The organism is Acidovorax sp. AC410, from assembly GCF_979253235.1.
In genome coordinates, this window is record NZ_CEEDCG010000001.1 from 2,857,695 (window position 1) to 2,879,635 (window position 21,941).

Sequence of the window (21,941 nt, forward strand, 5' to 3'; positions counted from 1 at the left end):
GGCAGTGACTGAATATGGCAAGAGAATACAAAGACGTGGTGGTCGGCCTGGATATCGGCACGGCGAAGATCATGGCCGTGGTTGCCGAGGTCCTGCCCAATGGCGAGCTCAAGCTCGCAGGCCTGGGCGTGGCCCCGAGCAATGGCTTGAAGCGCGGCGTGGTGGTCAATATCGACGCCACGGTGCAGAGCATTCAGCAGGCGTTGAAAGAAGCCGAGCTGATGGCCGACTGCAAGATCCAGCGTGTGTACACCGGCATCACCGGCAGCCACATCCGCGGCCTCAATTCCAGCGGCATGGTGGCCGTCAAGGACAAGGAGGTCACCTCGGCCGATGTGGCGCGCGTGGTGGAGACGGCCAAGGCCATCAACATCTCGTCCGACCAGCGCTTGCTGCTGGTGGAGCCGCAGGAGTTCGTGATCGACGGGCAGGATGTCAAGGAGCCCATAGGCATGAGCGGCATCCGCCTGGAGGCCAAGATCCACATCGTGACCGGCGCGCAGAGCGCGGCCGAGAACATCATCAAGTGCGTGCGCCGCTGCGGGCTGGAAGTGGAGCAGTTGCTGCTCAACCCACTCGCATCGAGCCAGGCCGTGCTGACCGACGACGAGCGCGAGCTCGGCGTGGTGGTGGTGGACATCGGCGCGGGCACGACCGATGTGGCCATCTTCACCGGCGGTGCCATCCGCCACACGGCCGTGATCCCGATCGCGGGCGACCTGATCACCAGCGACATCGCCATGGCGCTGCGCACGCCAACGAAGGACGCCGAGGACATCAAGGTCGAGAGCGGCTATGCCAAGCAGCTGCTGGCCGACCCCGAAAGCCAGGTGGAAGTGCCGGGCCTGGGTGACCGCAGCCCGCGCATGCTGAGCAAGCAGGCGCTGGCCGGCGTGATCGAACCACGCGTGGAAGAGATTTTCTCGCTGGTGCAACAGGTGATCCGCGAGTCGGGCTATGAAGAGGTGCTGTCCTCGGGCATCGTGCTCACCGGCGGCAGCGCCGTCATGCCCGGCATGATTGAGTTGGGCGAGGACATCTTCCTCAAGCCCGTGCGCCGCGGCATCCCCAAGTATTCGAGCGCGTTGTCGGACATGGTGGCCCAGCCCCGTGCTTCCACCGTCATGGGCCTGCTCGAAGAGGCGCGCCTGGCGCGCCTGCGCGGCTTCAAGGTGGCGCAAAAGAGCGGCTCCATGAAGACGGCATTCGGCCGCTTCAAGGACTTCATCGTGGGGAACTTCTGATGAGGAACTTCCACCACCACAGTTTTGCCCGCGCAGGCCCTCGAATGCCCCGCGGGCGATGGCGATGCACAGGACCGCCATGCCGCCCGCGCCGCCAGACAACACCGAACCCCATTTTGCAATTGCGTACGAAGACAGAACCAGGAGCTCCAACATGTCCATCGAAATGATCGAAGCCGAAACTTTCAACCAGGGCACCCAGATCAAGGTGATCGGCGTGGGCGGTGGCGGCAGCAATGCCGTCGAGCACATGATTGCCCGCAGCGTGCAGGGCGTGGAATTCGTCTGTGCCAACACCGATGCGCAGGCCCTGACGCGCAGCTCTGCCCACAGCGTGATCCAGCTGGGTGCCAGCGGCCTGGGCGCCGGCAGCAAGCCCGACAAGGGCCGTGACGCAGCCGAGGCCGCAGCCGAGGATATCCGCGCGGCCATCGACGGCGCGCACATGCTGTTCATCACCGCCGGCATGGGCGGCGGCACGGGCACGGGCGCTGCGCCCGTGATCGCGCGCATCGCCAAGGAAATGGGCATCCTCACCGTGGGCGTGGTCACCAAGCCCTTCGACTGGGAAGGCGGGCGCCGCATGACCAATGCCGACAACGGCCTGGCCGAACTCGAAGCCAACGTCGATTCGCTGATCGTCGTGCTCAACGAGAAGCTGCTGGAGGTGCTGGGCGACGACATCACCCAGGACGAAGCCTTCGCGCACGCCAACGACGTGCTCAAGAACGCCGTGGGCGGCATTGCCGAAATCATCAACGAGTACGGCCAGGTGAACGTCGACTTCGAAGACGTACGCACCGTGATGGGCGAGCCCGGCAAGGCCATGATGGGCACGGCCACGGCCAGCGGCCCCGACCGCGCCCGCATCGCAGCCGAGCAGGCCATCGCCTGCCCGCTGCTCGAAGGCATCGACCTGTCGGGCGCCAAAGGCGTGCTGGTGCTGGTCACGGCCAGCAAGGGCAGCCTGAAGCTGTCCGAATCGCGCCTGGCGATGAACACCATCAACGCCTACGCGTCCAAGGATGCGCACGTGATCTTCGGCGCCGCCTACGACGACACCCTGGGCGACGAGATCCGCGTGACGGTGGTCGCTACCGGCCTGTCGCGCCAGAACGCCCGCCGCCAGCCGATTTCGGTGGTGCAGGGCGGCCTGCGCACCGGCACCGACAACATGGCCTACCAGATCCCCGTGGCAGGCGTTGCGGGTGCGATGGGCAATGCCATGGGCGTGGCACCGGGCCAGACCGGCCATGGCGGCGGCGGCAGCTCGCAGGCCGACTACGGCAGCATGTCGGTGCCCAGCGTCTGGCGCACCAACCGCACGCAGGCAGCCGCCCGCGTGGACGCGCTGTCTTCGGGCGGCATGGACGACCTGGAAATCCCGGCCTTCCTGCGCAAGCAGGCGGACTGACCGTGCGGCGGGCCATTGCGGCCCGTGCCTGCCGGAAGGGGCCTCTGGGCCCCTTTTTCCATGGGCGGTGCCCTGGGGGCGTCAGTCTGCTGCGAGGGTGGGCGCCTGCAGCGGCAACGACACGCACACACTGGTGCCTGAGCCGCCTTCCCGGCGCAGCTCCAGCGACGCGCCGATCAGCCCCGCTCGCTCGTGCATGGTGCGCAGGCCATTGCCGCAGGCGCCGCCCTGCCTGCCCACGCCGTTGTCGCGCAGGTGGATGGTGATGGCCTGGCCGTCGGCGCGGGCGGTCAGTGCCAGCTGCCGCGCGTGGGCGTGTTGCAGCACGTTGGAGATGGCCTCGAACACGATGTACTGCAGGTGGCGCATGGCCTCCTCGCTGCTGTCGGGCCACAGGGGCAGCAGCTCCACTTTCCACAGCAGCTCCAGACCCGAATCGCGGATGCGCTGCTCCAGGCGGAAACGCAGGCTGGCCAGCAGTGCGTTGACGTCGCCGTTGGGCAAGGACATCGCGTCCACCGACAGGCGCAGCTGGTCCAGCGACTCGCGCAGCGTCTGCATCACCTCGGCCTGCGATGCCACCCCGCCTTCGAGCTGGCGCATGGCCGTGATCAGGTGGGCGCCCGCACCGTCGTGCATGTCGCGCAGGATGCGTGCGCGCTCTTCGGACTTGGCGCTGATGCGCTCAAGCGTGCGCAGCGCCTGGTGCTGTTCGGCCAGCTTCTCCTCGCGCTGCAGAACGCGCTGCTCCAGCGACGCCGTGAGGTCGATCAGCGCATTGCGCGCCTGCTGAAAGCGTTGCCCCACGATGGCCAGCACGGCCACGCCAGCGAAGGCGGCTGCCCATTGCGTCCAGCCGCCGTCCATGTACTGTGCAGGCGCCAGGCGTGCTGCCGCGATGTCGCGCACCAGGGCCGCCCAGCAGACACCGAGGGCCACCAGCATCCACAGCCGCGGGCTGTCGCGGGTGTGCCTGCACTCCCAGCCCAGCCGCAGGATCAGTGCGGCCCAGGCCACGACCAGCACGACGGTCCAGCCCAGCACCCAGTCGGCACCGCCGGCTACGGCAAAAGGGCACAGCCCAAAGATCGCTGACGCGACATACAGCTCTGCCCGTGGCCGGGGCTCCCAGACGGTGCGCGTGAGCCAGTAGGTGGCAAGGCAGCCGGTCCAGAACAGGCCCTGAACGGCCTGGAACCAGGCGGGCCAGGCCAGAAAGATCTCCTCCAGCCAGGCTGCGGTGACGCGGCAGGCCCATGCCAGCTCGCACAGCGCCGCAAACGCATACAGCGCCTGGCGCTGCTGCCACCACAGCAGCAGGCAGAAGATGCCCACCACCAGGCTGAACAGCGAGACGGCGCGCGGCAGCGTCACGCGCTGCCACTCCAGCGCGTGCCAGGTGCCCTGCAGCGCCGCCTCCGGCCCGAACTGCACGGACGAGATGCCGGCGCGCCGCAGATAGTCCGCACGGATGTGGATCTCCAGCACGTTGTGCGCCTGCAGCAGCGTGCCCGGCAGCCGGATCCACAGCGGGCGCCGGCCGGTCCAGCCATCATTGGGCCGCAGCAGTTCTCCGCCGGTGGCCAGTTCCATGCCGTTGAGCGAGATGCGGTAGGCATTGCCCAGCCGGGGGATCAACAGGGCTTGCGGCTGCAGCCGCTGAGCCTCCACGGCGTCGAAGCGCAGCGTGGCGGTGGCCCAGCCGGCTTTGCGCCGGTGCAGCACGTCCCAATGCAGCGGAAGTGTGTGGGCCGTCGTGGTCTGGGCGGTGCTCTGGCGCAGGCGCACCGTCAGCTCGGCGTCGCGCAGCACCTGCACGCCCGGGGGCGGGGCGGCGTCCTGCGCCAGCGCCGGCAGAACCTGCAGGCTCCAAAGGACCAGGCCGCACAGCAGGTGGCCGATGAACGACGCGGGCAGGCCCAGGGTGCGCTGCATGACTGTGAACTGTCAGGGAGCGCGACGGTGGCGGTCCAGCAGGCCCATGCGGCTGGCCTCGAAGACCGCCTCGCCACGCGAATGCACGGCCAGCTTGCTGTACAGGTTCTTGATGTGGCTTTGCACCGTGTGCTTGGAGATGTCCTGCAGGCGCGCGATCTCGGCGTACGAGTAGCCGCGCGCGATCAGCTCCAGCACGTCCGACTCGCGTGGCGTGAGTTCCAGGCTGGGAAGCGTCTGGTCCACGGTCTGGGGCTGAGGCTCCTCGCGCGCGCCACGCTGGCGCAGGCGGGCCAGCAGCTTGCGCGCGATCATGGGAGAGATGGGCGACTCGCCGTGCTTCACGCCGACGATGATCCGGCCCACGTCCGCGGGCGTGGAGTCCTTCTGGATATAGCCCACGGCACCGGCTTCCACGCAGGCGATCACGGTGTCCTCGTCGCCGAAGACCGACACCACCAGCACCTCGCACGCCGGCTGCGTGCGCACCACGTGTTGCAGCAGCGCCAGGCCATGGCCATCGGGCAGCGCCAGATCGGTCAGCAGCACGTCGGCAGGGTGCTCGTCCAGCCAGCGGCGCGCAGGCGCCAGCATGCCGAAGGAAGCGGCCAGCTCCAGGTCGGGGTGGGCGGTAACGCAGCCTTCGAAGAATCTGCGCATCTCTGCATCGTCCTCTATCAGTACGACGCGCCAGCGGGGTGTGCTCATGAGTGGCAGGGTAGGGAGGTCGGCGGGGGTGCGTCGCGCCATCTTAGCGCCCGCCTGCGCTGCGTCATCCCATCTTCTCGGCGGCGCCCCTCCCATGTTCATGGGGTGCGGGCAAAGCGCCCGGAACCTACGATTTTCCCGGTGCTGCAGGAGCCACAGGGCCTCGGCATGGGTGCAGGTCGAGACCTCGAAAAAAAGTTTTTTGCCCCCTGCATCCAAACGCTGCACCGCGCCGTTCCACAAGCAGGACGCCATGTGGCGCTCTTCAACCGGACCTACCGAGATACAGGAACCAACATGAAACAGCTCAAGTACTTCGCACCCGCACTGCTCCTGGGCCTGGCCACCCTGACCGCGCAGGCGCAGCCCGTCTTTCAGCAGGGCGTGCTCACCGATGCCGCCGGCCGCACGGTCTACACCTTCGACAAGGACGCTCCCGGCAAGAGCAACTGCAGCGGCGGCTGCCTGGCCGCATGGCCGGCCTTTGCCGCCAAGGCCGGCGCCAAGGCAGAGGGCGACTTCGGCGTCATCGAGGCCGGTGGTGCGCGCCAGTGGAGCTTCAAGGGCAAGCCCCTGTACTACTACGCCAGCGATGCCAAAGCCGGCGACCGCCTGGGCGACGGCATGGGCGGCGCATGGCACGTGGTGCCCAAGCCCTGACCTGATCGCCCCCAAGGCCCATCACCGATTGCATTCCCCCATTTCCTGAAGGACACCCCCATGAAGTTCTCTTCCATCGCCATCGCCTGCCTCACCCTGGCCGGTGCCGCCGTTTCCACCTCCGCCTGGGCCGACAAGGCCTCCCTGCTGCGCGCCACCGGCAACGTGCCGGAGCGCGCCGAATGCCCGGCCAACACCGAGGTCAACCGCGCCGGCGGCGTGCTCAAGTGCAGCGTGACCCTGGTGTTCGAGCGCGGCTCGATCTGCCCGCCTGCCAACAAACCCAACTACGTGACCATCCAGATGGCGGGCGCCGACAAATGCCTGCCCGCCGTGACGGGTGACGTGGTCAGCGTGCCGTCGGCCATGAACCCGGTGGCCGGCCCGCCCAAGCTCAAGGGCCAGTCGGGCCTGCCCGGCGACATCATGGGTTACCTCACGGCCGTCGGTCCGGCCGCGCTGCTCGGGCCTGACGAAGGGCGCTACCAGCGCGTCGTCAACGCCGGCGGCGCCGACAAATTCGTGGCCGAGAAGATCGTTCACCTGTGGCCCGCGAGCTACCCCGTGCACTACACCTTGGGCAAGAACCCAGCCAACGGCGTGAGCTGCCCCAATGGCTACACCGACGTCACCGGCCGCAGCCAGGACAGCCTGGGCTGCGAAAGGATCGAGAAGAAAAAGCCCATGTGCCAGAACGTCAACGGCATTGGCTGGCGCCTGGAGGTCAAGCGCGGTGAAGACCGCTGCCAGGGCCCCACCGAAGGCCCGACCAAGCCCGAGGGCGAGCATGCCGGCCCCGGCAACGACTGGGACCTGGACACCGACGCCGCCGGCAACGAGGACCGCTGGGTGCGCGTGTCCTACACCCGTCCCGTAGGCCGCTGACATCCCGCACCAGCCCGCGCTGTGTACGCACCGGCTTGGGTGCGCACCGCGGGCTGGCCTGTGCACGTCCATCCCCTTTGCCGAGATTGCCATGACCTTCAACCACTCCCCCGTGCACAGCCGTGCACGCCGCGCGGCCGTTGCGGCCGCCGTGCTGGCCCTGGCGGCGGCTCTGGCCGGCTGTGCCGGTGCACCCGACCGTGCCGCCCTCAACGAGGTGCGCGCCCAGGCCAACCCCACGGACAAGGCGCAGCGCACCATCACCAACTTCACGCCCGCGCTGCGCTGCATGGACGAGATGATGTTCGACATGGGCACGCGCGACGTGACCATGATGATGGAGGAGTTTCGCGACGCCACGCAGAAGGTGCCCATCTCGGCGCGCGACATGCTGACCTCGGCCGTGTCGGACATGACGCGGCGCTCGCGCGGCGTGCGCCTGTCGGTCTTCGGCAGCGACCAGCAGAACCTGGCCCAGGTGCTGGCACAGGCGCAGCGCACCAGCGCCTTCGGTGTGGTGCCGGCCTACAACATCCGCGGCACGGTGAGCCAGCTCGACGAATCGGTGCTCAAGAACGGCAGCTCCTTTGGCGCCACGCTCGCCCAATCGGTGTTCGGCGTGCGCTTGGGCAGCGAGACCAAGTTCTCGGTGCTGGGCCTGGACGCCGCCGTGGTGGAGACCGCGAGCATGACGCTGCTGCCCGGCGTGTCGTCCAAGAACACCACCGTGCTGGCCAGCCGCGACGCCAGCGCGGCCGATGGCCAGGCGCAACTGGTCAACCCCGGCATCGGCGTGGTGTTCTCGTTCTCGACCTCGCGCGCCGATGGCCCTTCGCAGGCGGCGCGCAACATGGTCGAACTGGCCGCCGTGGAACTGGTGGGCAAGCTGCTGCGCGCGCCCTACTGGCAGTGCCTGGGCACCACCGACAGCGATGCCGAGGTGCAGCGCGAACTGGCCGACTGGTTCCTGTCCATGGACGAGGCCGAACGCATCGCCTTCTACAAGGAGCGCATGCGCGAGCGGCGCTACTACGACGGCGCCATCGACGACCAGGCCGACGCCGCCTTCGACGCGGCACTGCGCAGCTACCGCCAGGCGCTCGGCCTGCCCGCCCAGGGCGCGTTGGACGAGGGGTTCTTTCGCTCCTTCGTGCTTGCCAAGGTGCCACGCGGCCCGCTGAAGGCGCTGCCGCGCAATGCCTCCACGCGCGCGTCGGGCGCCGCATTGGCCGCCGTGCCCGCCGCTGTGCCCACGCCCGGCGATGCCAGCGCAGCGGTTGCCCCGCCACCGCCTGCACCCGTTGCGGCGCCCGAGGTTGCGGCCCTTGCCGTGGCGCTGGGGGCACCGCAGCGCGGCAGCGCCAGCCTGGACATTGCGGTGCTGCGCCCAGGCTATGTGTACTGCTACTCGCAGGACCCGGTGACGCGGCGCATCCAGCGCATCTTTCCCAACCGCTTCACGCGCGACCCGCGCATGGTGCCGGGCAAGCCGCAGCGCCTGCCGGGCAACGAGCGCTTCGTGCTCAACCCCGCAGCCGAATACGCCTGCCTGCATGCGCCCAGCGAGGTCTATGGCGACCTGCCGCCGCCGCTGCGCTGGGGTGATTTCGAGGACATCCGCGTCGGCACGTTCGACGAGATCCGTGCCGGTTTCGCACAGGCTTCGGGCATGCCCGTGCAGCTCTTCGCGGTGCCACGATGACTGCTGTTGCATTGCCCGCCGATGAGCTGCCCGACGCCGTGGCGCAGCTGCTGTCGCGCGTGGTGCTGCGCGACACATCGGCCTTCCAGCGCCTGTACCAGCTGGTGGCCAGCCGCCTGCTGGCGGTGGCCGTGCGCGTGGTGCAGGATCGGGCCCTGGCCGAAGACGTGCTGCAGGAGGTCTTCGTGCACCTGTGGAACCGGCCGCAGACCGGTGCACCCGGGCAGGCGCTGAGCCTGTCGTGGCTGTGCGTGGTCACGCGCAACCGGGCCATCGACGCATTGCGCAAGCGCCGCCCCGAAACGCCGCTGCACTGGCGCGATGCCGATGGCGAGGAACAGGTACACGATGCCGCAGCCGAAGGCGGCTCGCCGCTGGAGCTGCTGCTGGCCGAGGAGGATGGCTCGCGCCTGGGCCGCTGCATGGGCCAGATCGACAGCGAGCCGCGCAGCGCGCTGCTGCTGGTCTACTACGAAGGGCTCACCCATGCCGAGCTGGCCCAGCGCCTGGCCCGCCCCCTGGGCACGGTCAAGGCCTGGATGCGCCGCAGCCTGGCGCGCCTGCGCGACTGCATGGAGTCCTGCGCATGACATGGCACCAGAACCCCCGGCTCGTGGACCTGCTGGCAGGCGAGTACGCCCTGGGCACGCTGCAGGGGGGCGCCCGCCGCCGCTTCGAGAAGCTGCTCGTGCGGCGGCCCGATCTGGCCGAAGCCGTGGCGCGCTGGAACGAGCGCATGGCGCCCTCGCTGCTGGCCCTGCCACCCCAGGCGCCGGCACCCGCTACCTGGCGCGCCATCGAGCAACGCCTGGGGTTTCCTGCCCCTGGGGCGCGGGTGCCGTGGTGGAAAAGGTTGCTGCAGCCAGCCCCGGCGGGCGCCTTGGCGCTGGGCCTGATGGTGGGGGTGCTGCTGCCGTCGCTCTGGCAGGCGCAGCACGGCGGGCCGGATGCACCGGCCTCCACCCAACTGCCCGAAAGCTATGTGGGGGTGCTGGGCCTGTCCGACGGGCGCCCAGGGCTCATCGTCTCCAGCCTGCGGCAGGGCCGCACGGTAGACATCAAGCGCGTGGCGGCCGTGCCCGTGCCTGCCGGCCAGGTGCTGTACCTGTGGTCGCTGGATGCAGCGGGCAAGGCAAGCCCCGTGGCGCCGCTGCCGCAAGGGGCGTTCGTGCACCTGCAACTGGGTGCCCCATCTGAAACCGTGTTTGCCAAGGCGGTGGAGCTGGCGGTGAGCGTGGAGCGAGAGGGCAGCAGCCCCGCAACGCCCTCCAGCGCCTATGTGTACCGGGGCCTTTGCGGGAAACTGTGGCGGGTACCGTAAGGCCTTGCCATGGTCTTGCGGCAAGCAGGGACGGGCCCACCCTTTTACAATCGGGGGATGCTCCAGCAACGCACCCTCAAGACCTTGACCCGCGCCGTCGGCGTGGGGCTGCACAGTGGCCAGAGGGTCGAGCTGACCCTGCGGCCTGCGCAGCCCGACACCGGCATCGTGTTCCGCCGGGTCGATCTGCCCCAGCCGGTGGACATCCCGATCCGTGCCGATGCCGTGACGGACACGCGCCTGGCCTCCACCATCGGGGTCGGCAGCGCCAAGGTGCATACCGTGGAGCACCTCATGTCGGCGTGCGCCGGGCTGGGGCTCGACAACCTGTATGTGGACATCACGGCCGAAGAGGTGCCCATCCTCGACGGCTCGTCGTCGTCCTTCGTGTTCCTCTTGCAAAGCGCGGGGATCGAGCTGCAGAAAGCCCCCAAGCGCTTCATCCGTGTGAAGCGCCCGGTGGAGGTGCGCGAGGGCAGCGGTGCCCAGGCCAAGTGGGCGCGCCTCGTGCCCTACCATGGCTACAAGCTGAGCTTCGAGATCGATTTCGACCACCCTGCGGTGGACTCCACCGGCCAGCGCGTCGAGTTCGACCTGGGTGAGGGCAACTACAGCCGCGACATCGCGCGGGCGCGCACCTTCGGTTTCACGCGTGACGTGGAGATGATGCGCTCCAACGGCCTGGCCCTGGGCGGCGGGCTGGACAACGCCATCGTGATGGACGACTACAAGGTGCTCAACAGCGACGGGCTGCGCTACGATGACGAGTTCGTCAAGCACAAGATCCTCGACGCCATGGGCGACCTGTACATCATCGGCAAGCCTTTGCTGGCGGCCTACAGCGCCTTCCGCTCGGGCCATGCGATGAACAACCTGCTGCTGCGCGAGCTGCTGTCCCAGCCCGATGCCTGGGAGGAAGTCACCTTCGAGGATGAGCGCCAGGCACCGCGCGGCTTTGCGCAGCCTGCGCGCGCCTGGTAGGCGCATCCCCATGCTGCTTTTTCGCTGGGCCGTCATGGCGCTGCTGCTGGCAGCGGCTGTGTCGTTCGCGTTCTACGCGGGCACGGGCCAGGCCCACTACAAGCGCTGGGGGCTGGTGGTGCTCAAGTGGACTGTCATCGCCGCTGTGTTTTTCTTCGCCGTGGCGATCATCGGGCGCATCTGAAACGCCACTGCAGACCGGTACCGATATACTGGCACCTGCTCCGGGGTGTGCGAAAGCGCTGAGATGCAAGGGGTCTGACCAACAATCAGGCTGCCTGCGAACCCGACGAACTTGATCCGGTTCATACCGGCGGAAGAAGAGCCGACCTCCATGCCCGTGCGCGCCCCTGCTGGCCCGCAGGGTGTGCTGTACATGCGCCCTGGCGCGTGTGCGGGGCGCAGGTCCATTCCGGAGCAATTCCCTTTGCCACCGGAACTGGAGACCCGCCCCATGAATGCACCCGATCCCCTCGCCCGCGAAGAATTCGCCGACCTGCTGGCCGCCACGCGCGAGCCTTTCCCGGCCTCGCGCAAGGCCTACCTGCCTGGCCACCTGCATGCCGAACTGCGCGTGCCCGTGCGCGATATCGCGCTGACCAACGGCGAACAGGTCAGTGTCTACGACACCTCCGGCCCCTACACCGACCCCGACGCCGTGATCGACGTGCGCCGCGGCCTGGCCAGCGTGCGCGGCGGCTGGATCGCAGGCCGGGGCGACGTGGAGCACTACGAGGGCCGCGCCCCGCTGGCTCTCGACGATGGCAGCAAGAGCGAGGACGCAGTGCGCCTGACCCAGTTGCGCGCCGAAGCGGCCGCCCTGCAGCGAAAGCCCCTGCGCGCGCGCAGCGGTGCCAACGTGACGCAGATGCACTACGCCAGAAAGGGCATCGTCACCCCCGAGATGGAGTACGTGGCCATCCGCGAGAACGGCAAGCGCGAGTGGATGGCGCAGTACCAGGCCGACGCCGGCCGCGAGCGCCGCCTGGCGGGCAACCCCATGGGTGCGAGCATTCCGCGGGTCATCACGCCCGAGTTCGTGCGCGACGAGGTGGCGCGCGGGCGCGCCATCATCCCGGCCAACATCAACCACCCCGAGGTGGAGCCCATGGCCATCGGGCGCAATTTCCTCGTGAAGATCAACGCCAACATCGGCAACTCGGCCGTCACCTCCAGCATCGAGGAAGAGGTCGAAAAGCTGGTCTGGGCCATCCGCTGGGGCGCCGACAACGTGATGGACCTGTCCACCGGCAAGAACATCCACACCACGCGCGACTGGATCGTGCGCAACAGCCCGGTGCCCATCGGCACCGTGCCCATCTACCAGGCGCTCGAGAAGGTCGGCGGCGTGGCCGAGGACCTGACCTGGGCGATCTTTCGCGACACCTTGATCGAGCAGGCCGAGCAGGGCGTGGACTACTTCACCATCCACGCTGGCGTGCGCCTGGCCTACATCCACCTCACGGCGGCGCGGCGCACGGGCATCGTCTCGCGCGGCGGCTCCATCATGGCCAAGTGGTGCATGGCACACCACCGCGAGAGTTTTCTGTACGAGCATTTCGAGGACATCTGCGACATCATGAAGGCCTACGACGTGTCCTTCAGCCTGGGCGACGGCCTGCGCCCCGGCTGCGCCTCGGACGCCAATGACGAAGCCCAGTTCGCCGAACTGCACACGCTGGGCGAGCTCACCCAGGTGGCCTGGAAGCACGATGTGCAGACCATGATCGAGGGCCCCGGCCACGTGCCCATGCACATGATCCAGGCCAACATGACCGAGCAGCTCCAAACCTGCCACGAGGCGCCGTTCTACACCCTCGGCCCGCTGACCATCGACATCGCGCCCGGCTACGACCACATCGCCTCGGCCATCGGTGCCGCGATGATCGGCTGGATGGGCACCGCCATGCTGTGCTACGTGACGCCCAAGGAGCACCTGGGCCTGCCCGACCGTGACGACGTCAAGCAGGGCATCATCGCCTACAAGATTGCCGCGCATGCGGCCGACGTGGCCAAGGGGCACCCGGGATCTCGCGCGCGCGACGATGCGCTGAGCCAGGCGCGCTTCGATTTCCGCTGGCAGGACCAGTTCAACCTGGGCCTGGACCCCGAGACCGCCAAGGAATACCACGACGAAACCCTGCCCAAGGACAGCGCCAAGGTGGCGCATTTCTGCTCCATGTGCGGGCCCAAGTTCTGCTCGATGAAGATCACGCAGGAAGTGCGCGAATTCGCGGCGCAGAAGGGCCTGGCAGAGAGCGAAGCGCTTTCCAGTGGCATGGAGGCCAAGGCCGTGGAATTCCAGCGCGGCGGTGGCGAGTTGTATGTGCCCATCCACCCGCTGAAATAAGCGCGGCTACTGCCCTCGCAGTTTGGCTGTTGGGCGCAGTGGGGAGGTACATACCCTCTGGGGCGGAGTCTGCATGGGCGCATACAGTCGCGCCCACACCCGCACCATAGGTACAGCAAGTCCTGTGGCACCGAATTTGCTATGCTGTAGTTGTCAATAAATGTAAGGAAGAGCGATGAACCTGCTCAGCCGTCTTTCCATCCGCGCACGTCTCTATTTCGGCACGATCTTTTCTCTGGTTCTGCTCGTCGTCATCGGTGCCATGGGCTACCTGGCCCTGGAGCGCACCCGAAGCACCCTGGACCAGCTGTTCTCCCAGCGGGTGCAGACCCTGACCGACGTGGCCGAGTTGCGCACCACCCTGGGGGACCTGCGCCGCCTCGAGAAAGACATCATCATCAGCTTCAACAACTCCGTCGAGGTCGCGGCCCTGCGCGAGGGCTGGAAGAAATCGCTCACGGCGCTGAACAAGGGCATGGCCGACGTGCGCCAGGTGCAGTCGGGCGATGCGGCTTTCGTCGAGGCCATCGACAAGTCGGTGGCCGAGGTCAAGGAGTACGAGGCCGGCATCTCGCCCGTGTTCGAACAGATCGAGCGCGCCCAGATCGATGGCGCTGTGGGCGGCGCCTATGCTGACCGCCTCAAGAAGCACATGGAGGCCACGGACAAGCTGTTGTCCGATCTCTCCGTGACTGCACGCACCAAGATGGACGAGGCGCGCGAAGGCGTGAACACGCTGACCACCACCATGTCCGGGCTGATCGGCATCGTGCTGGTGCTGGCCCTGGCCGTGCTCATCCCGCTGACCTTCTTCAGCGTGCGCTCCATCACCCGCTCGATCTCGCAAGCCAGCGCCCTGGCCGAGCGCATCGCCGGCGGTGACCTGTCGCAGGACGTGCAGGTCACTTCGCAGGACGAGGTGGGCCAACTCGTGGCCTCCATGGCGCGCATGCAGGATGCTCTGCGTGGTCTGGTGCAGCAGGTGCAGGAGGCGGCCAGCAACATCTCCACGGCCAGCACCGAGATCGCTTCGGGCAACCATGATCTGAGCCACCGCACCGAGCAGACCGCGGCCAACCTCGAAGAGGCCGCTTCGTCGATGGAGCTGCTCACCAGCACCATCGGCCAGAGCGCCCAATCGTCACGCCAGGCCAGCGACTTCGCTTCGTCGGCCGCCGAGGTGGCCGGGCGCGGCGGTGTGGTGGTCTCGCAGGTGGTGACCACCATGGACCAGATCACCACCAGCTCGCGCAAGATCGCCGACATCACCGGTGTCATCGACGGCATCGCCTTCCAGACCAACATCCTGGCGCTCAATGCCGCCGTGGAAGCCGCCCGGGCCGGCGAGCAAGGCCGGGGCTTTGCCGTGGTGGCCAGCGAGGTGCGCAGCCTGGCCCAGCGCTCGGCAGCGGCCGCCAAGGAGATCAAGGGCCTGATCGGTTCCTCGGTGGAGCGTGTCGAAGACGGCTCGCGCCTGGTGAGCCAGGCCGGCGCCACCATGAACGAGATCGTGGGCAGCGTGCGCCGCGTCTCGGACATCATCAGCGAGATCACGGCCTCGTCGGCCGAGCAGCGCGACAACGTGGGCCACATCAGCCAGTCGGTGAGCCAGCTGGACAACATGACCCAGCAGAATGCCGCGCTGGTCGAGCAGTCGACCGCGGCCTCCGAATCCCTGCGTGAGCAGGCTTTGCAGCTGACCCAGGCCGTGAGCCAGTTCAAGCTGCAGCCAGGAGCCAGGGCCGCCAGCCCGGGTGCCGGCGGCAGCATGCCGACCCCACGCCAAGGCATCCCTGCGCCGGCCCAGCGGCCTGCCGTTTCGGTGCGCGCGCCCAAGCAGGCATTGCAGATCCGCTGACGGTCTGCCGGCTGGTAGAGCCCCCGGTTGCGCCCAGCAAAAAGCCCCCGTCACCGGTAGATGACGGGGGCTTTTTTGGGGGGCGCGTGGCGCTTGCGGTGCGAAGGGCTATTAGTCCCGTGTAACGCGCAGCACTTCTTCGCGGCTGGTGATCCCGGCCGCGATCAGGCGCTCGCCGTCTTCGCGCATCAGCGCCATGCCGCCGGCCAGTGCCGCCGTGCGGATATCTGCCTCGGAGGCCTGGTTGTGGATCTGCGCGCGGATGGCATCGTTGGTCACCAGCAGCTCGAACAGGCCGGTGCGGCCGGTGTAGCCGGTCTGGCTGCAATGCTCGCAGCCGGCACCCTGGCAGTGGCTGCAGTACTTGCGCACCAGGCGCTGGGCCAGCACGCCCAGCAGCGAGGATGACAGCAGGAAGGGCTCCACGCCCATGTCGGTCAGGCGCGTGACGGCGCTGGCCGCATCATTGGTGTGCAGCGTGGCCAGCACCAGGTGGCCGGTGAGCGAGGCCTGGATGGCGATCTGCGCGGTCTCGAAGTCGCGGATTTCGCCGATCATGATGATGTCCGGGTCCTGGCGCAGGATGGCGCGCAGGGCCTTGGCGAAGGTCAGCTCGATCTTGCTGTTGACCTGGGTCTGGCCCACGCCGGGCAGTTCGTACTCGATGGGGTCTTCCACCGTCATGATGTTGTTGCGCGAAGCGTCCAGGCGCCCCAGGCCCGCATACAGCGTGGTGGTCTTGCCCGAACCCGTGGGCCCGGTCACGAGGATGATGCCGTGGGGTTGGGCGATCAGGCCCTCGAAGCGGCGCAGCGTGTCGCCCTGCATGCCCACGGCCTCCAGGCTGAGCTTGCTCTCGCTCTTGTCCAAAAGGCGCAGCACGGCGCGCTCGCCATGGGCGCTGGGCAGGGTGGAGACGCGCACGTCGATGGCGCGCGTGCCCAGGCGCAGGCTGATGCGCCCGTCCTGCGGCAGGCGCTTTTCCGAGATATCGAGGTCGGCCATGATCTTCAGGCGCGAGATCAGGGCGGCATGCAGGGCGCGGTTGGGCTGCACCACCTCGCGCAGCGAGCCGTCCACCCGAAAGCGCACGCTCGAATGCCGCTCGTAGGGCTCGATGTGGATGTCGCTCGCGCCGTCGCGCGCCGCCTGCGTGAGCAGGGCGTTGAGCATGCGGATGATGGGCGCGTCGTCGGCCGTCTCCAGCAAATCTTCCACCGCCGGCAGGTCCTGCATCATGCGCGACAGATCGGCGTCGGACTCGACCTCGCTCACCACGGTGGCGGCGCTCGATTCGCCCTGGGCATAGGCGGCACTGATGCGCTGGGCCAGGGCCGGAGCTTCCAGCGACTGCAGGTGGCGGACCTTGTGCTTGCGCATCACTTCCGACAGCGCGGTCACATCGGGTGCAGGGCCGTGCCACAGCACGAGCTGCTGACCATCGTCCTCCAGCAGCAGCTGCGAGGTACGGGCAAACGCGTAGGGCAGGGGGTGGCGCATGGGTCAGAGCGTCTGGCGGGTCACCGTGGCAGCGGGCGCGAGCTCGCGCACCATCGCCGCAGCGGAATCGGCCGAAGCCGGGTTGTGGTACGGGCCTACGCGCACACTGGTGCGGGGGCCCTGGCTGGTGTCGACGATCTGCTCGGAGATAGGCAGTGCCGAATTGCGCAGCTTTGACAGTGATGCCTGCGAGGCGGCATCGTCGCCAAACACGCCGGCACGCACGTAGTAGGTCGGTGCGGTGGCCGCAGCGGGCGCCGGGGCTTCACTGATGGGCACGCCCGAAGGCGTCAACCGGGGCGCTGGCTGAACAGGCGTCACCAGGTCCTGCATGGGGGCGGCGGGTTGCACACGCGGTGCAGGGGTGCCACGCTGGGGCAGTTCCGGCAACACGGGGGCGCCCGATACCGAGCGCAGTGGCAGGCTCGACGCGGGTTGCGTCACCTGCTGCAGGCCACGGATCGCATCGTACCGGTCCACCATCAGGGCTTCGCTGGTGGCCGCGTCACGCACCACGACGGGGCGCAGGAACACCATCAGGTTGGTTTTGTTGCGCGAGCGCTTCTCGCTGCGGAACAGGCCACCCACCACGGGCAGGTCGCCCATCACCGGCACCTTGTCCTCGCCCTGCGAGTAGCTGTCTTCCAACAAGCCGCCCAGCACGATGATGCTTCCGTCGTCCACCACTACGTTCGATTCGATGGAGCGCTTGCTGGTCGTCGGTCCGTTCACGGCACTCAGTGTGTTGCCGTCGATCTTGGAGACTTCCTGGTAGATCGACATCTTCACGGTGCCGTTCTCGCTGATCTGCGGGCGCACCTTGAGCATCAGGCCCACGTCCTTGCGCTCCACCGTGGTGAAGGGGTTCACCGTGTTGCTGCCGCCGGTGTTGGCATACGAGCCGGTCGGGAAGGGCACGTTGTTGCCGATCACGATGCGGGCCTCTTCGTTGTCCAGCGTCATCAGGTTGGGGGTGGACAGCACGTTGGCGTCGCCGCTGTTCTGCAGGAAGTTGGCCAGGGCGCCCAGGTAGTACTGGCCGTTGATGCGCGGCGCCAGTGCGAGGTTCAGCCCGTTGCTCAGGCCTCCGCCGTTGCCCGAGGGGAGGAGCCCGGTGTAGTTGCCGGCTGCCAGGTTGGCGGCAGCGTTCAGGATGTTGACGCCGCCACCTTGTGTGGAGTTGGTGCCGATGACGCCGACGGTGCCATCGCCCTGCTTGCCCAGTACGCCCTGCCACTGGATGCCGAACTCCGCCAGCTTGGTGGCAGAGACTTCCACGATCAGGCTTTCCACCAGCACCTGGGCGCGGCGGCCATCGAGCTTGTCGATCACGGTGCGCAGCTGGCGGAACAGCGGTTCGGGCGCCGTGATGATCAGCGAATTGGTGGTCGGGTCGGCCTGGATCTGGCCGCCGGTGGAGGGCTGATTGCTGTTGGCGCTGCCCATGCCCGAGCCGGCACCCATGCCGGAGCTGCTGCCCAGCCCGCCGAGGCTGCTGTTGCTGCTGCTGTTGGAGCCGCCGCTCAGGCCACCGCTGTTGCTGCCGCCGCCCGAGAGTGAGCTGGACGATGCACCACCGCCGGAAATCGCCGGCGTGCTGGCGCTGGCGCCCCCGGTGGAGTTGCCACCCATGCTGGCCATGGCCGCGCGCAGGGTGGTGGCGAGCTTGGTGGCATCGGCGTTCTTGAGGTAGACCACATGGATGTTGCCCATGGAGGCGCTGCTGCCGGGCACCGGCGGCTGGTCGAGCTTGTCCACCAGCGCACGCACCATGGCCACCCGCGCAGGGTTGGCCGCACGCAGGATCAGCGAATTGCTGCGCGGCTCGGCCAGCAGCGTGGTCTTGAACGAGGTGTCCGCCTGGCCCTGGGCGGCGGCGGGTGCGGCGCCGCTGCCGCCATCGATGAGCCGCGCCACCAGCGGTGCGAGGTCAACCGCCAGGGCGTTGCGCAGCGGGATGATCTCCACGTCGCTGGCGTTGGAGACGTCCATCGCCGCGATGATGCGGCCCAGGCGCTGCAGGTTGTCGGCGTAGTCGGTGATCACCAGCGAGTTGTTGCCGGGGTTCACGTTGATGGTGTTGTTGGGGCTGATCAGCGGGCGCAGCACCGGCACCAGGTTGCCCGCGTTCTCGTAGTTGAGCTTGAAGATCTGCGTCACGATCTGCCCGCCGCCGGGCGTGCCGCGCGCCGAGCCCGATTCGCTCACGCCCACACTGCCGCCCTGCAGCTTGGCGTCGGCCTCGGGCACTACCTTGTACAGGCCTGCCGATTCGACCACCGTGAAGCCCTGCAGGCGCAGCGCCGCCAGGAACTGCTGGAACGCGGCCGAGGGCGGTACGGCGCGCTCGGTGATCAGCGTGAGTTGGCCCTTCACGCGCGGATCGACCACCACGTTGCGCCCGGTGATGGTGGCCATGGTGCGGGCCACGGCCTCGATCTCGGCGTTGGCGAAGTTCAGCGTGACGGGTTCGTTGCCGCGCACGCTGCTGGTGCCCGTGCCGACAGCCGTCTGCGCCAGGGCCAGCGGGCTGCTGGTGAGCAGCATGGCGGCCAGGGTGACCGAGCTGACAGCGAATTGCAGATGCGGCGAAAGGGAGGAGGCGGAAGTCGTCATAGGTCAACCCACGTTGATGAGGGAGCGCGCGCCGTTGCGCCGTCCGATGATGTTCAGAAGATTGGTGAGCGCCGCTTCGCGGTCGGGCGCCGCACTGGCCTCGCCCGCAAAGCGCAGGCGCTGGCCCACCCATTGGCCGGTGCCGCTCAATTGCAGGTGGCCGCCCAGGGTGCTCAAGGTCAGAATCGGCACTTCGCCGCCCTGCATGGCCAGGCGATAGCTGCCCATGGGGCGCAGGGTGGACAGGCGCGATGACATGTCCAGCGCATCGAGCTGGACCTTGCCGTCCAGCACCATGCGGCCGGCCTGCCAGGCGGCCTGCAGCCCTTGCGTCTGCAGCACCAGCTGGCCTTGCGGCTGCAGCGTGTTCCAGGGCGTACCCAGGCCCGAGAGCAGCGCGGCGGGCCAGCGGCTCTGGCTGTCGCCCACCACCACGCGCAGCTGCGATATGCCCAGCGCCAGCCGGGCCTGCAGCGGCTGCACGGTGCAGCAGGGGGCCTGCACCTGGGCATGTACGCCGGTGAAGGTGGGGCGCAGCGTCCATTGCAGGCGCCCGGGCAGGGCCGTGCGGTCCTGGCTGGCGGTGCCGCCGGTCAGCACCAGTTGGGCCGATCCGTTCCAGACCGTGCCACGCGCTTCCGACAGCAGCAATTGACCGCCCGTGGCCCGGGCCAGGCCCTGGGCCAGCCATTGCGCGGGGGCAAAGACCACCAGTGCCGGCAGCAGCCCGGCCAATGCGCCGCCCACGGCCCAGCCCCAGGGCGAGCGTGGCATGGCGCCAGTGGCGCGCGAGGAATGGCGTGGGCTGCGGGCGGGCGACACGGGGCGTTTCGTGGGGCTCACCGCGCAGGCAGGGCCAGCACCAAGGTGCCGTCCCAACGCGGGGTACCAAGGGCAGGGCCTGCTGGCGCGCTGCCTGGCGTGGGGGCGGCAGCCATGGCCGGCATGGCCCCGGGGATCGGGGGCACCAGCGGGCCCGAAGGTGCGGGCAAGGCCGGCGCCACAGCGGGGCCTTGCGGGCCCGGGCGGGCGTTGCCTGTCGCCGCAGGGGTGATCGGGGTGGCTGTACGGGTCAGGCGCGCCTCGATGGGAACGGCCCGGGCATTGCTGCGTGCCAGGGCCAGCCACTGCGCGAGCGCATCGGCGGGGGCGGCCTTGAGCGTCACGGTGGCGCGGTCACCCACCACATTGAGCTGGGCGGCTGTACCCATGCGCTCCGTCAGGCCGCTGCGCAGGGCGCCGGTGGCATCGCCCGTGCTGCTGCGGGGCATGGCCTGCAACTGCTGGGCCTCGGCCTGCAGGCTGCGCATGCGCTGCAGCTGCGTGTCCAGTTCGGCATGGCGCTTGGGGGCGGTGCGCAGGGTTTGCAGGGCCGGGGAAATGGCCACCCACCACACCAGGGCCAGGCCCACGAGTGCGCCCGCGCCCAGCACGAAATTCTGTTCGCGCGGGGCCATGCCCCGCCACTGCGCTTTCAAGGGAGCGAGCTGGCTCATGGGGCGGTCTCCGCACGCAGCACCAGGCTGCCATCGTCCAGGCGGCCGGTGTAGCCGGCAGCCCGCAGTCGGGTGGTGATCACGGGTTCCTCTTGGGGGGCGAGCGGCAGGCCGCGCAGGCGAAGCTCGCCGGTGGTGAATTCCAGGCCGGAAGGGATGCGGCCATCGGGCAGCGCACTGCCGGCCGCGGCCATCATGGGTTCCAGGTCGCGCAGCGAGAAGCTGCCCGACGCCTGTCGCAGCAGCGCCATCTCGCGCTCCATCTGCTCCAGCGGCGCGATCACGGCCTGTACCTGCGGGAATGCCTGGGTGAAGGTGCTGCGCACGCTGGCCTGTTTGGCGGCCAGTGCCTGCCGCTCCTGCCAGGCCCAGACGTTCAGACCTGCCAGGTGCGCCAGCACGAGCACCCCCAGCGCCCAGCGTGCTGCACGCCACTGGGGGGCATACAGCAAGGCGCTCAGGGCGCCGCCGGCCTTGCGCAGGGCACGCGAGCGGCTGTTGCTGGAGAGTTCGAACTGCGCCAGGTCCCAGTCGCTGCGGGCGGCATCCAGGGCGCGGGCGCTGGCCGTGTGCAGGCTCACGGGGTGGCCCAGGGCATGCTCGGCGAGTTCCGCCACGGCCGGGTCGGCGCGCAAGGGGGTGGGTGGTGCATCGCCCCCGGCGGCGCTGCCCAGGCCTGCCAGTGCCAGCGTGGCCGGTGTCAGGGGCAGCACCGAAATGCCCTGGTCGGCACCCAGGCCGCACAGGATCAGTTGGGGGTCGTCTGCCGTGCCAACGGCCGACACCTCGGGGCCGCCACTGGCCGTGGGGCCGGGCGCGAACTCGGGCACCACCCGGGACACGCGCCGGCCAGCGGCCTCCAGGGCCTGCAGGTGGGCGCGCAGCCAGGCCCGGTCGCACACGGCCACCCAGGCCGGCACGCCGGCCTGGGCGCCCGGCTGCAGCGCAAAGTGCAGTTGGGCCGGGTCGTCGAGCAGGCGGTCTTCGAGCAAGCCTTCGAGCACCGAGCGCAGGCGCGGTGTCTGCTGGCTGGCCCCCAGGGGCAGGCCGGGCGGCAATTGCACCTTCTGCCAGGAGAGTGCCTGTACCGGCACCACGGCCACGACTTCGCCGGGGCGTGCGGTCTCGGGCAACAGGGCCGCCTCGGCTAGCGCATGGCGCTGGGCGGTATGCCCGTCCGCCGTCAGCGTATAGCCGTACTGGGTCGATAGCCCCGGAGGGGTGGGCGGCAGGGAGAGTATCAGCGTGCTCATGGGCGGGTAGTGCGGGTC

The 21,941-nt window shown here is 68.7% G+C and carries 18 protein-coding genes and 1 riboswitch; of the genes, 11 read left to right on the plus strand and 7 right to left on the minus strand.

Annotation, left to right across the window (positions count from 1 at the left end; all coding sequences use genetic code 11):
- Positions 1–14 precede the first annotated feature (14 nt).
- Both ftsA and ftsZ read left to right on the plus strand, forming a co-directional pair.
- Complete coding sequence (gene ftsA / locus AC0IZS_RS13310) at positions 15–1,244, plus strand: cell division protein FtsA (protein ID WP_057200162.1); 1,230 nt, start codon at positions 15–17, stop codon at positions 1,242–1,244.
- 154 nt (positions 1,245–1,398) lie between these two features.
- Complete coding sequence (ftsZ, locus tag AC0IZS_RS13315) at positions 1,399–2,658, plus strand: cell division protein FtsZ (protein WP_471636049.1); 1,260 nt, start codon at positions 1,399–1,401, stop codon at positions 2,656–2,658.
- Positions 2,659–2,739: 81 nt separating this feature from the next.
- Here the strand turns inward: ftsZ and AC0IZS_RS13320 are convergent, their stop codons facing one another.
- Both AC0IZS_RS13320 and AC0IZS_RS13325 read right to left on the minus strand, forming a co-directional pair.
- On the minus strand, positions 2,740–4,593 hold the full coding sequence (locus AC0IZS_RS13320) for a sensor histidine kinase (RefSeq protein ID WP_471636050.1): 1,854 nt from the start codon (positions 4,591–4,593) through the stop codon (positions 2,740–2,742).
- 12 nt (positions 4,594–4,605) lie between these two features.
- Positions 4,606–5,301 carry a response regulator gene (locus tag AC0IZS_RS13325; protein ID WP_471636051.1) on the minus strand — a complete coding sequence of 232 codons (696 nt, stop codon included), beginning with the start codon at positions 5,299–5,301 and terminating at the stop codon, positions 4,606–4,608.
- Between the two features lie 297 nt (positions 5,302–5,598).
- Between AC0IZS_RS13325 and AC0IZS_RS13330 the strand changes: the two genes are divergently transcribed.
- The 9 genes from AC0IZS_RS13330 to AC0IZS_RS13370 all read left to right on the plus strand — a co-directional run bounded on the left by AC0IZS_RS13330 (position 5,599) and on the right by AC0IZS_RS13370 (position 15,058).
- Complete coding sequence (locus tag AC0IZS_RS13330; RefSeq protein WP_471636052.1) at positions 5,599–5,961, plus strand: COG4315 family predicted lipoprotein; 363 nt, start codon at positions 5,599–5,601, stop codon at positions 5,959–5,961.
- Positions 5,962–6,021: 60 nt separating this feature from the next.
- The gene (locus tag AC0IZS_RS13335) at positions 6,022–6,846 is read left to right on the plus strand and encodes a hypothetical protein (RefSeq protein ID WP_471636053.1); all 825 of its coding nucleotides are present in this window, start codon (positions 6,022–6,024) and stop codon (positions 6,844–6,846) included.
- Between the two features lie 91 nt (positions 6,847–6,937).
- On the plus strand, positions 6,938–8,548 hold the full coding sequence (locus AC0IZS_RS13340) for a DUF4384 domain-containing protein (protein WP_471636054.1): 1,611 nt from the start codon (positions 6,938–6,940) through the stop codon (positions 8,546–8,548).
- Positions 8,545–9,138 carry a sigma-70 family RNA polymerase sigma factor gene (locus AC0IZS_RS13345; protein ID WP_471636055.1) on the plus strand — a complete coding sequence of 198 codons (594 nt, stop codon included), beginning with the start codon at positions 8,545–8,547 and terminating at the stop codon, positions 9,136–9,138. Before AC0IZS_RS13340 ends, AC0IZS_RS13345 begins: the two co-directional genes overlap by 4 nt.
- On the plus strand, positions 9,135–9,869 hold the full coding sequence (locus AC0IZS_RS13350) for an anti-sigma factor (RefSeq protein WP_471636056.1): 735 nt from the start codon (positions 9,135–9,137) through the stop codon (positions 9,867–9,869). The genes AC0IZS_RS13345 and AC0IZS_RS13350 overlap by 4 nt, the downstream gene beginning before the upstream one ends.
- Before the next feature lie 57 nt (positions 9,870–9,926).
- Positions 9,927–10,850: a UDP-3-O-acyl-N-acetylglucosamine deacetylase gene (gene lpxC, locus AC0IZS_RS13355; protein WP_057266235.1), complete on the plus strand. Its 924-nt coding sequence runs from the start codon at positions 9,927–9,929 to the stop codon at positions 10,848–10,850.
- Positions 10,851–10,860: 10 nt separating this feature from the next.
- A complete protein-coding gene (locus AC0IZS_RS13360; RefSeq protein WP_305741838.1) occupies positions 10,861–11,034 on the plus strand; it encodes a hypothetical protein in 174 nt (57 codons plus the stop codon).
- 31 nt (positions 11,035–11,065) lie between these two features.
- Positions 11,066–11,189: riboswitch (TPP riboswitch) on the plus strand.
- 115 nt (positions 11,190–11,304) lie between these two features.
- A complete protein-coding gene (gene thiC / locus AC0IZS_RS13365; RefSeq protein ID WP_471636057.1) occupies positions 11,305–13,200 on the plus strand; it encodes a phosphomethylpyrimidine synthase ThiC in 1,896 nt (631 codons plus the stop codon).
- A 175-nt stretch (positions 13,201–13,375) separates the two neighbouring features.
- Positions 13,376–15,058 carry a methyl-accepting chemotaxis protein gene (locus AC0IZS_RS13370; protein WP_471636058.1) on the plus strand — a complete coding sequence of 561 codons (1,683 nt, stop codon included), beginning with the start codon at positions 13,376–13,378 and terminating at the stop codon, positions 15,056–15,058.
- Positions 15,059–15,169: 111 nt separating this feature from the next.
- Here AC0IZS_RS13370 and AC0IZS_RS13375 read toward each other — a convergent pair whose 3' ends face one another.
- The 5 genes from AC0IZS_RS13375 to gspL form a co-directional block, all read right to left on the minus strand.
- Positions 15,170–16,558 carry a GspE/PulE family protein gene (locus AC0IZS_RS13375; protein ID WP_471636059.1) on the minus strand — a complete coding sequence of 463 codons (1,389 nt, stop codon included), beginning with the start codon at positions 16,556–16,558 and terminating at the stop codon, positions 15,170–15,172.
- A 3-nt stretch (positions 16,559–16,561) separates the two neighbouring features.
- Positions 16,562–19,174, minus strand: a complete 2,613-nt coding sequence (gene gspD, locus AC0IZS_RS13380; protein WP_471636060.1) for a type II secretion system secretin GspD — start codon at positions 19,172–19,174, stop codon at positions 16,562–16,564.
- Between the two features lie 3 nt (positions 19,175–19,177).
- A complete protein-coding gene (gene gspN, locus AC0IZS_RS13385) occupies positions 19,178–19,948 on the minus strand; it encodes a type II secretion system protein N (RefSeq protein WP_471639519.1) in 771 nt (256 codons plus the stop codon).
- A 65-nt stretch (positions 19,949–20,013) separates the two neighbouring features.
- Positions 20,014–20,670 carry a type II secretion system protein GspM gene (gene gspM / locus AC0IZS_RS13390; protein ID WP_471636061.1) on the minus strand — a complete coding sequence of 219 codons (657 nt, stop codon included), beginning with the start codon at positions 20,668–20,670 and terminating at the stop codon, positions 20,014–20,016.
- Positions 20,667–21,923, minus strand: coding sequence for a type II secretion system protein GspL (gspL, locus tag AC0IZS_RS13395; protein WP_471636062.1), 1,257 nt, complete (start codon positions 21,921–21,923; stop codon positions 20,667–20,669). Before gspL ends, gspM begins: the two co-directional genes overlap by 4 nt.
- Positions 21,924–21,941 lie beyond the last annotated feature (18 nt).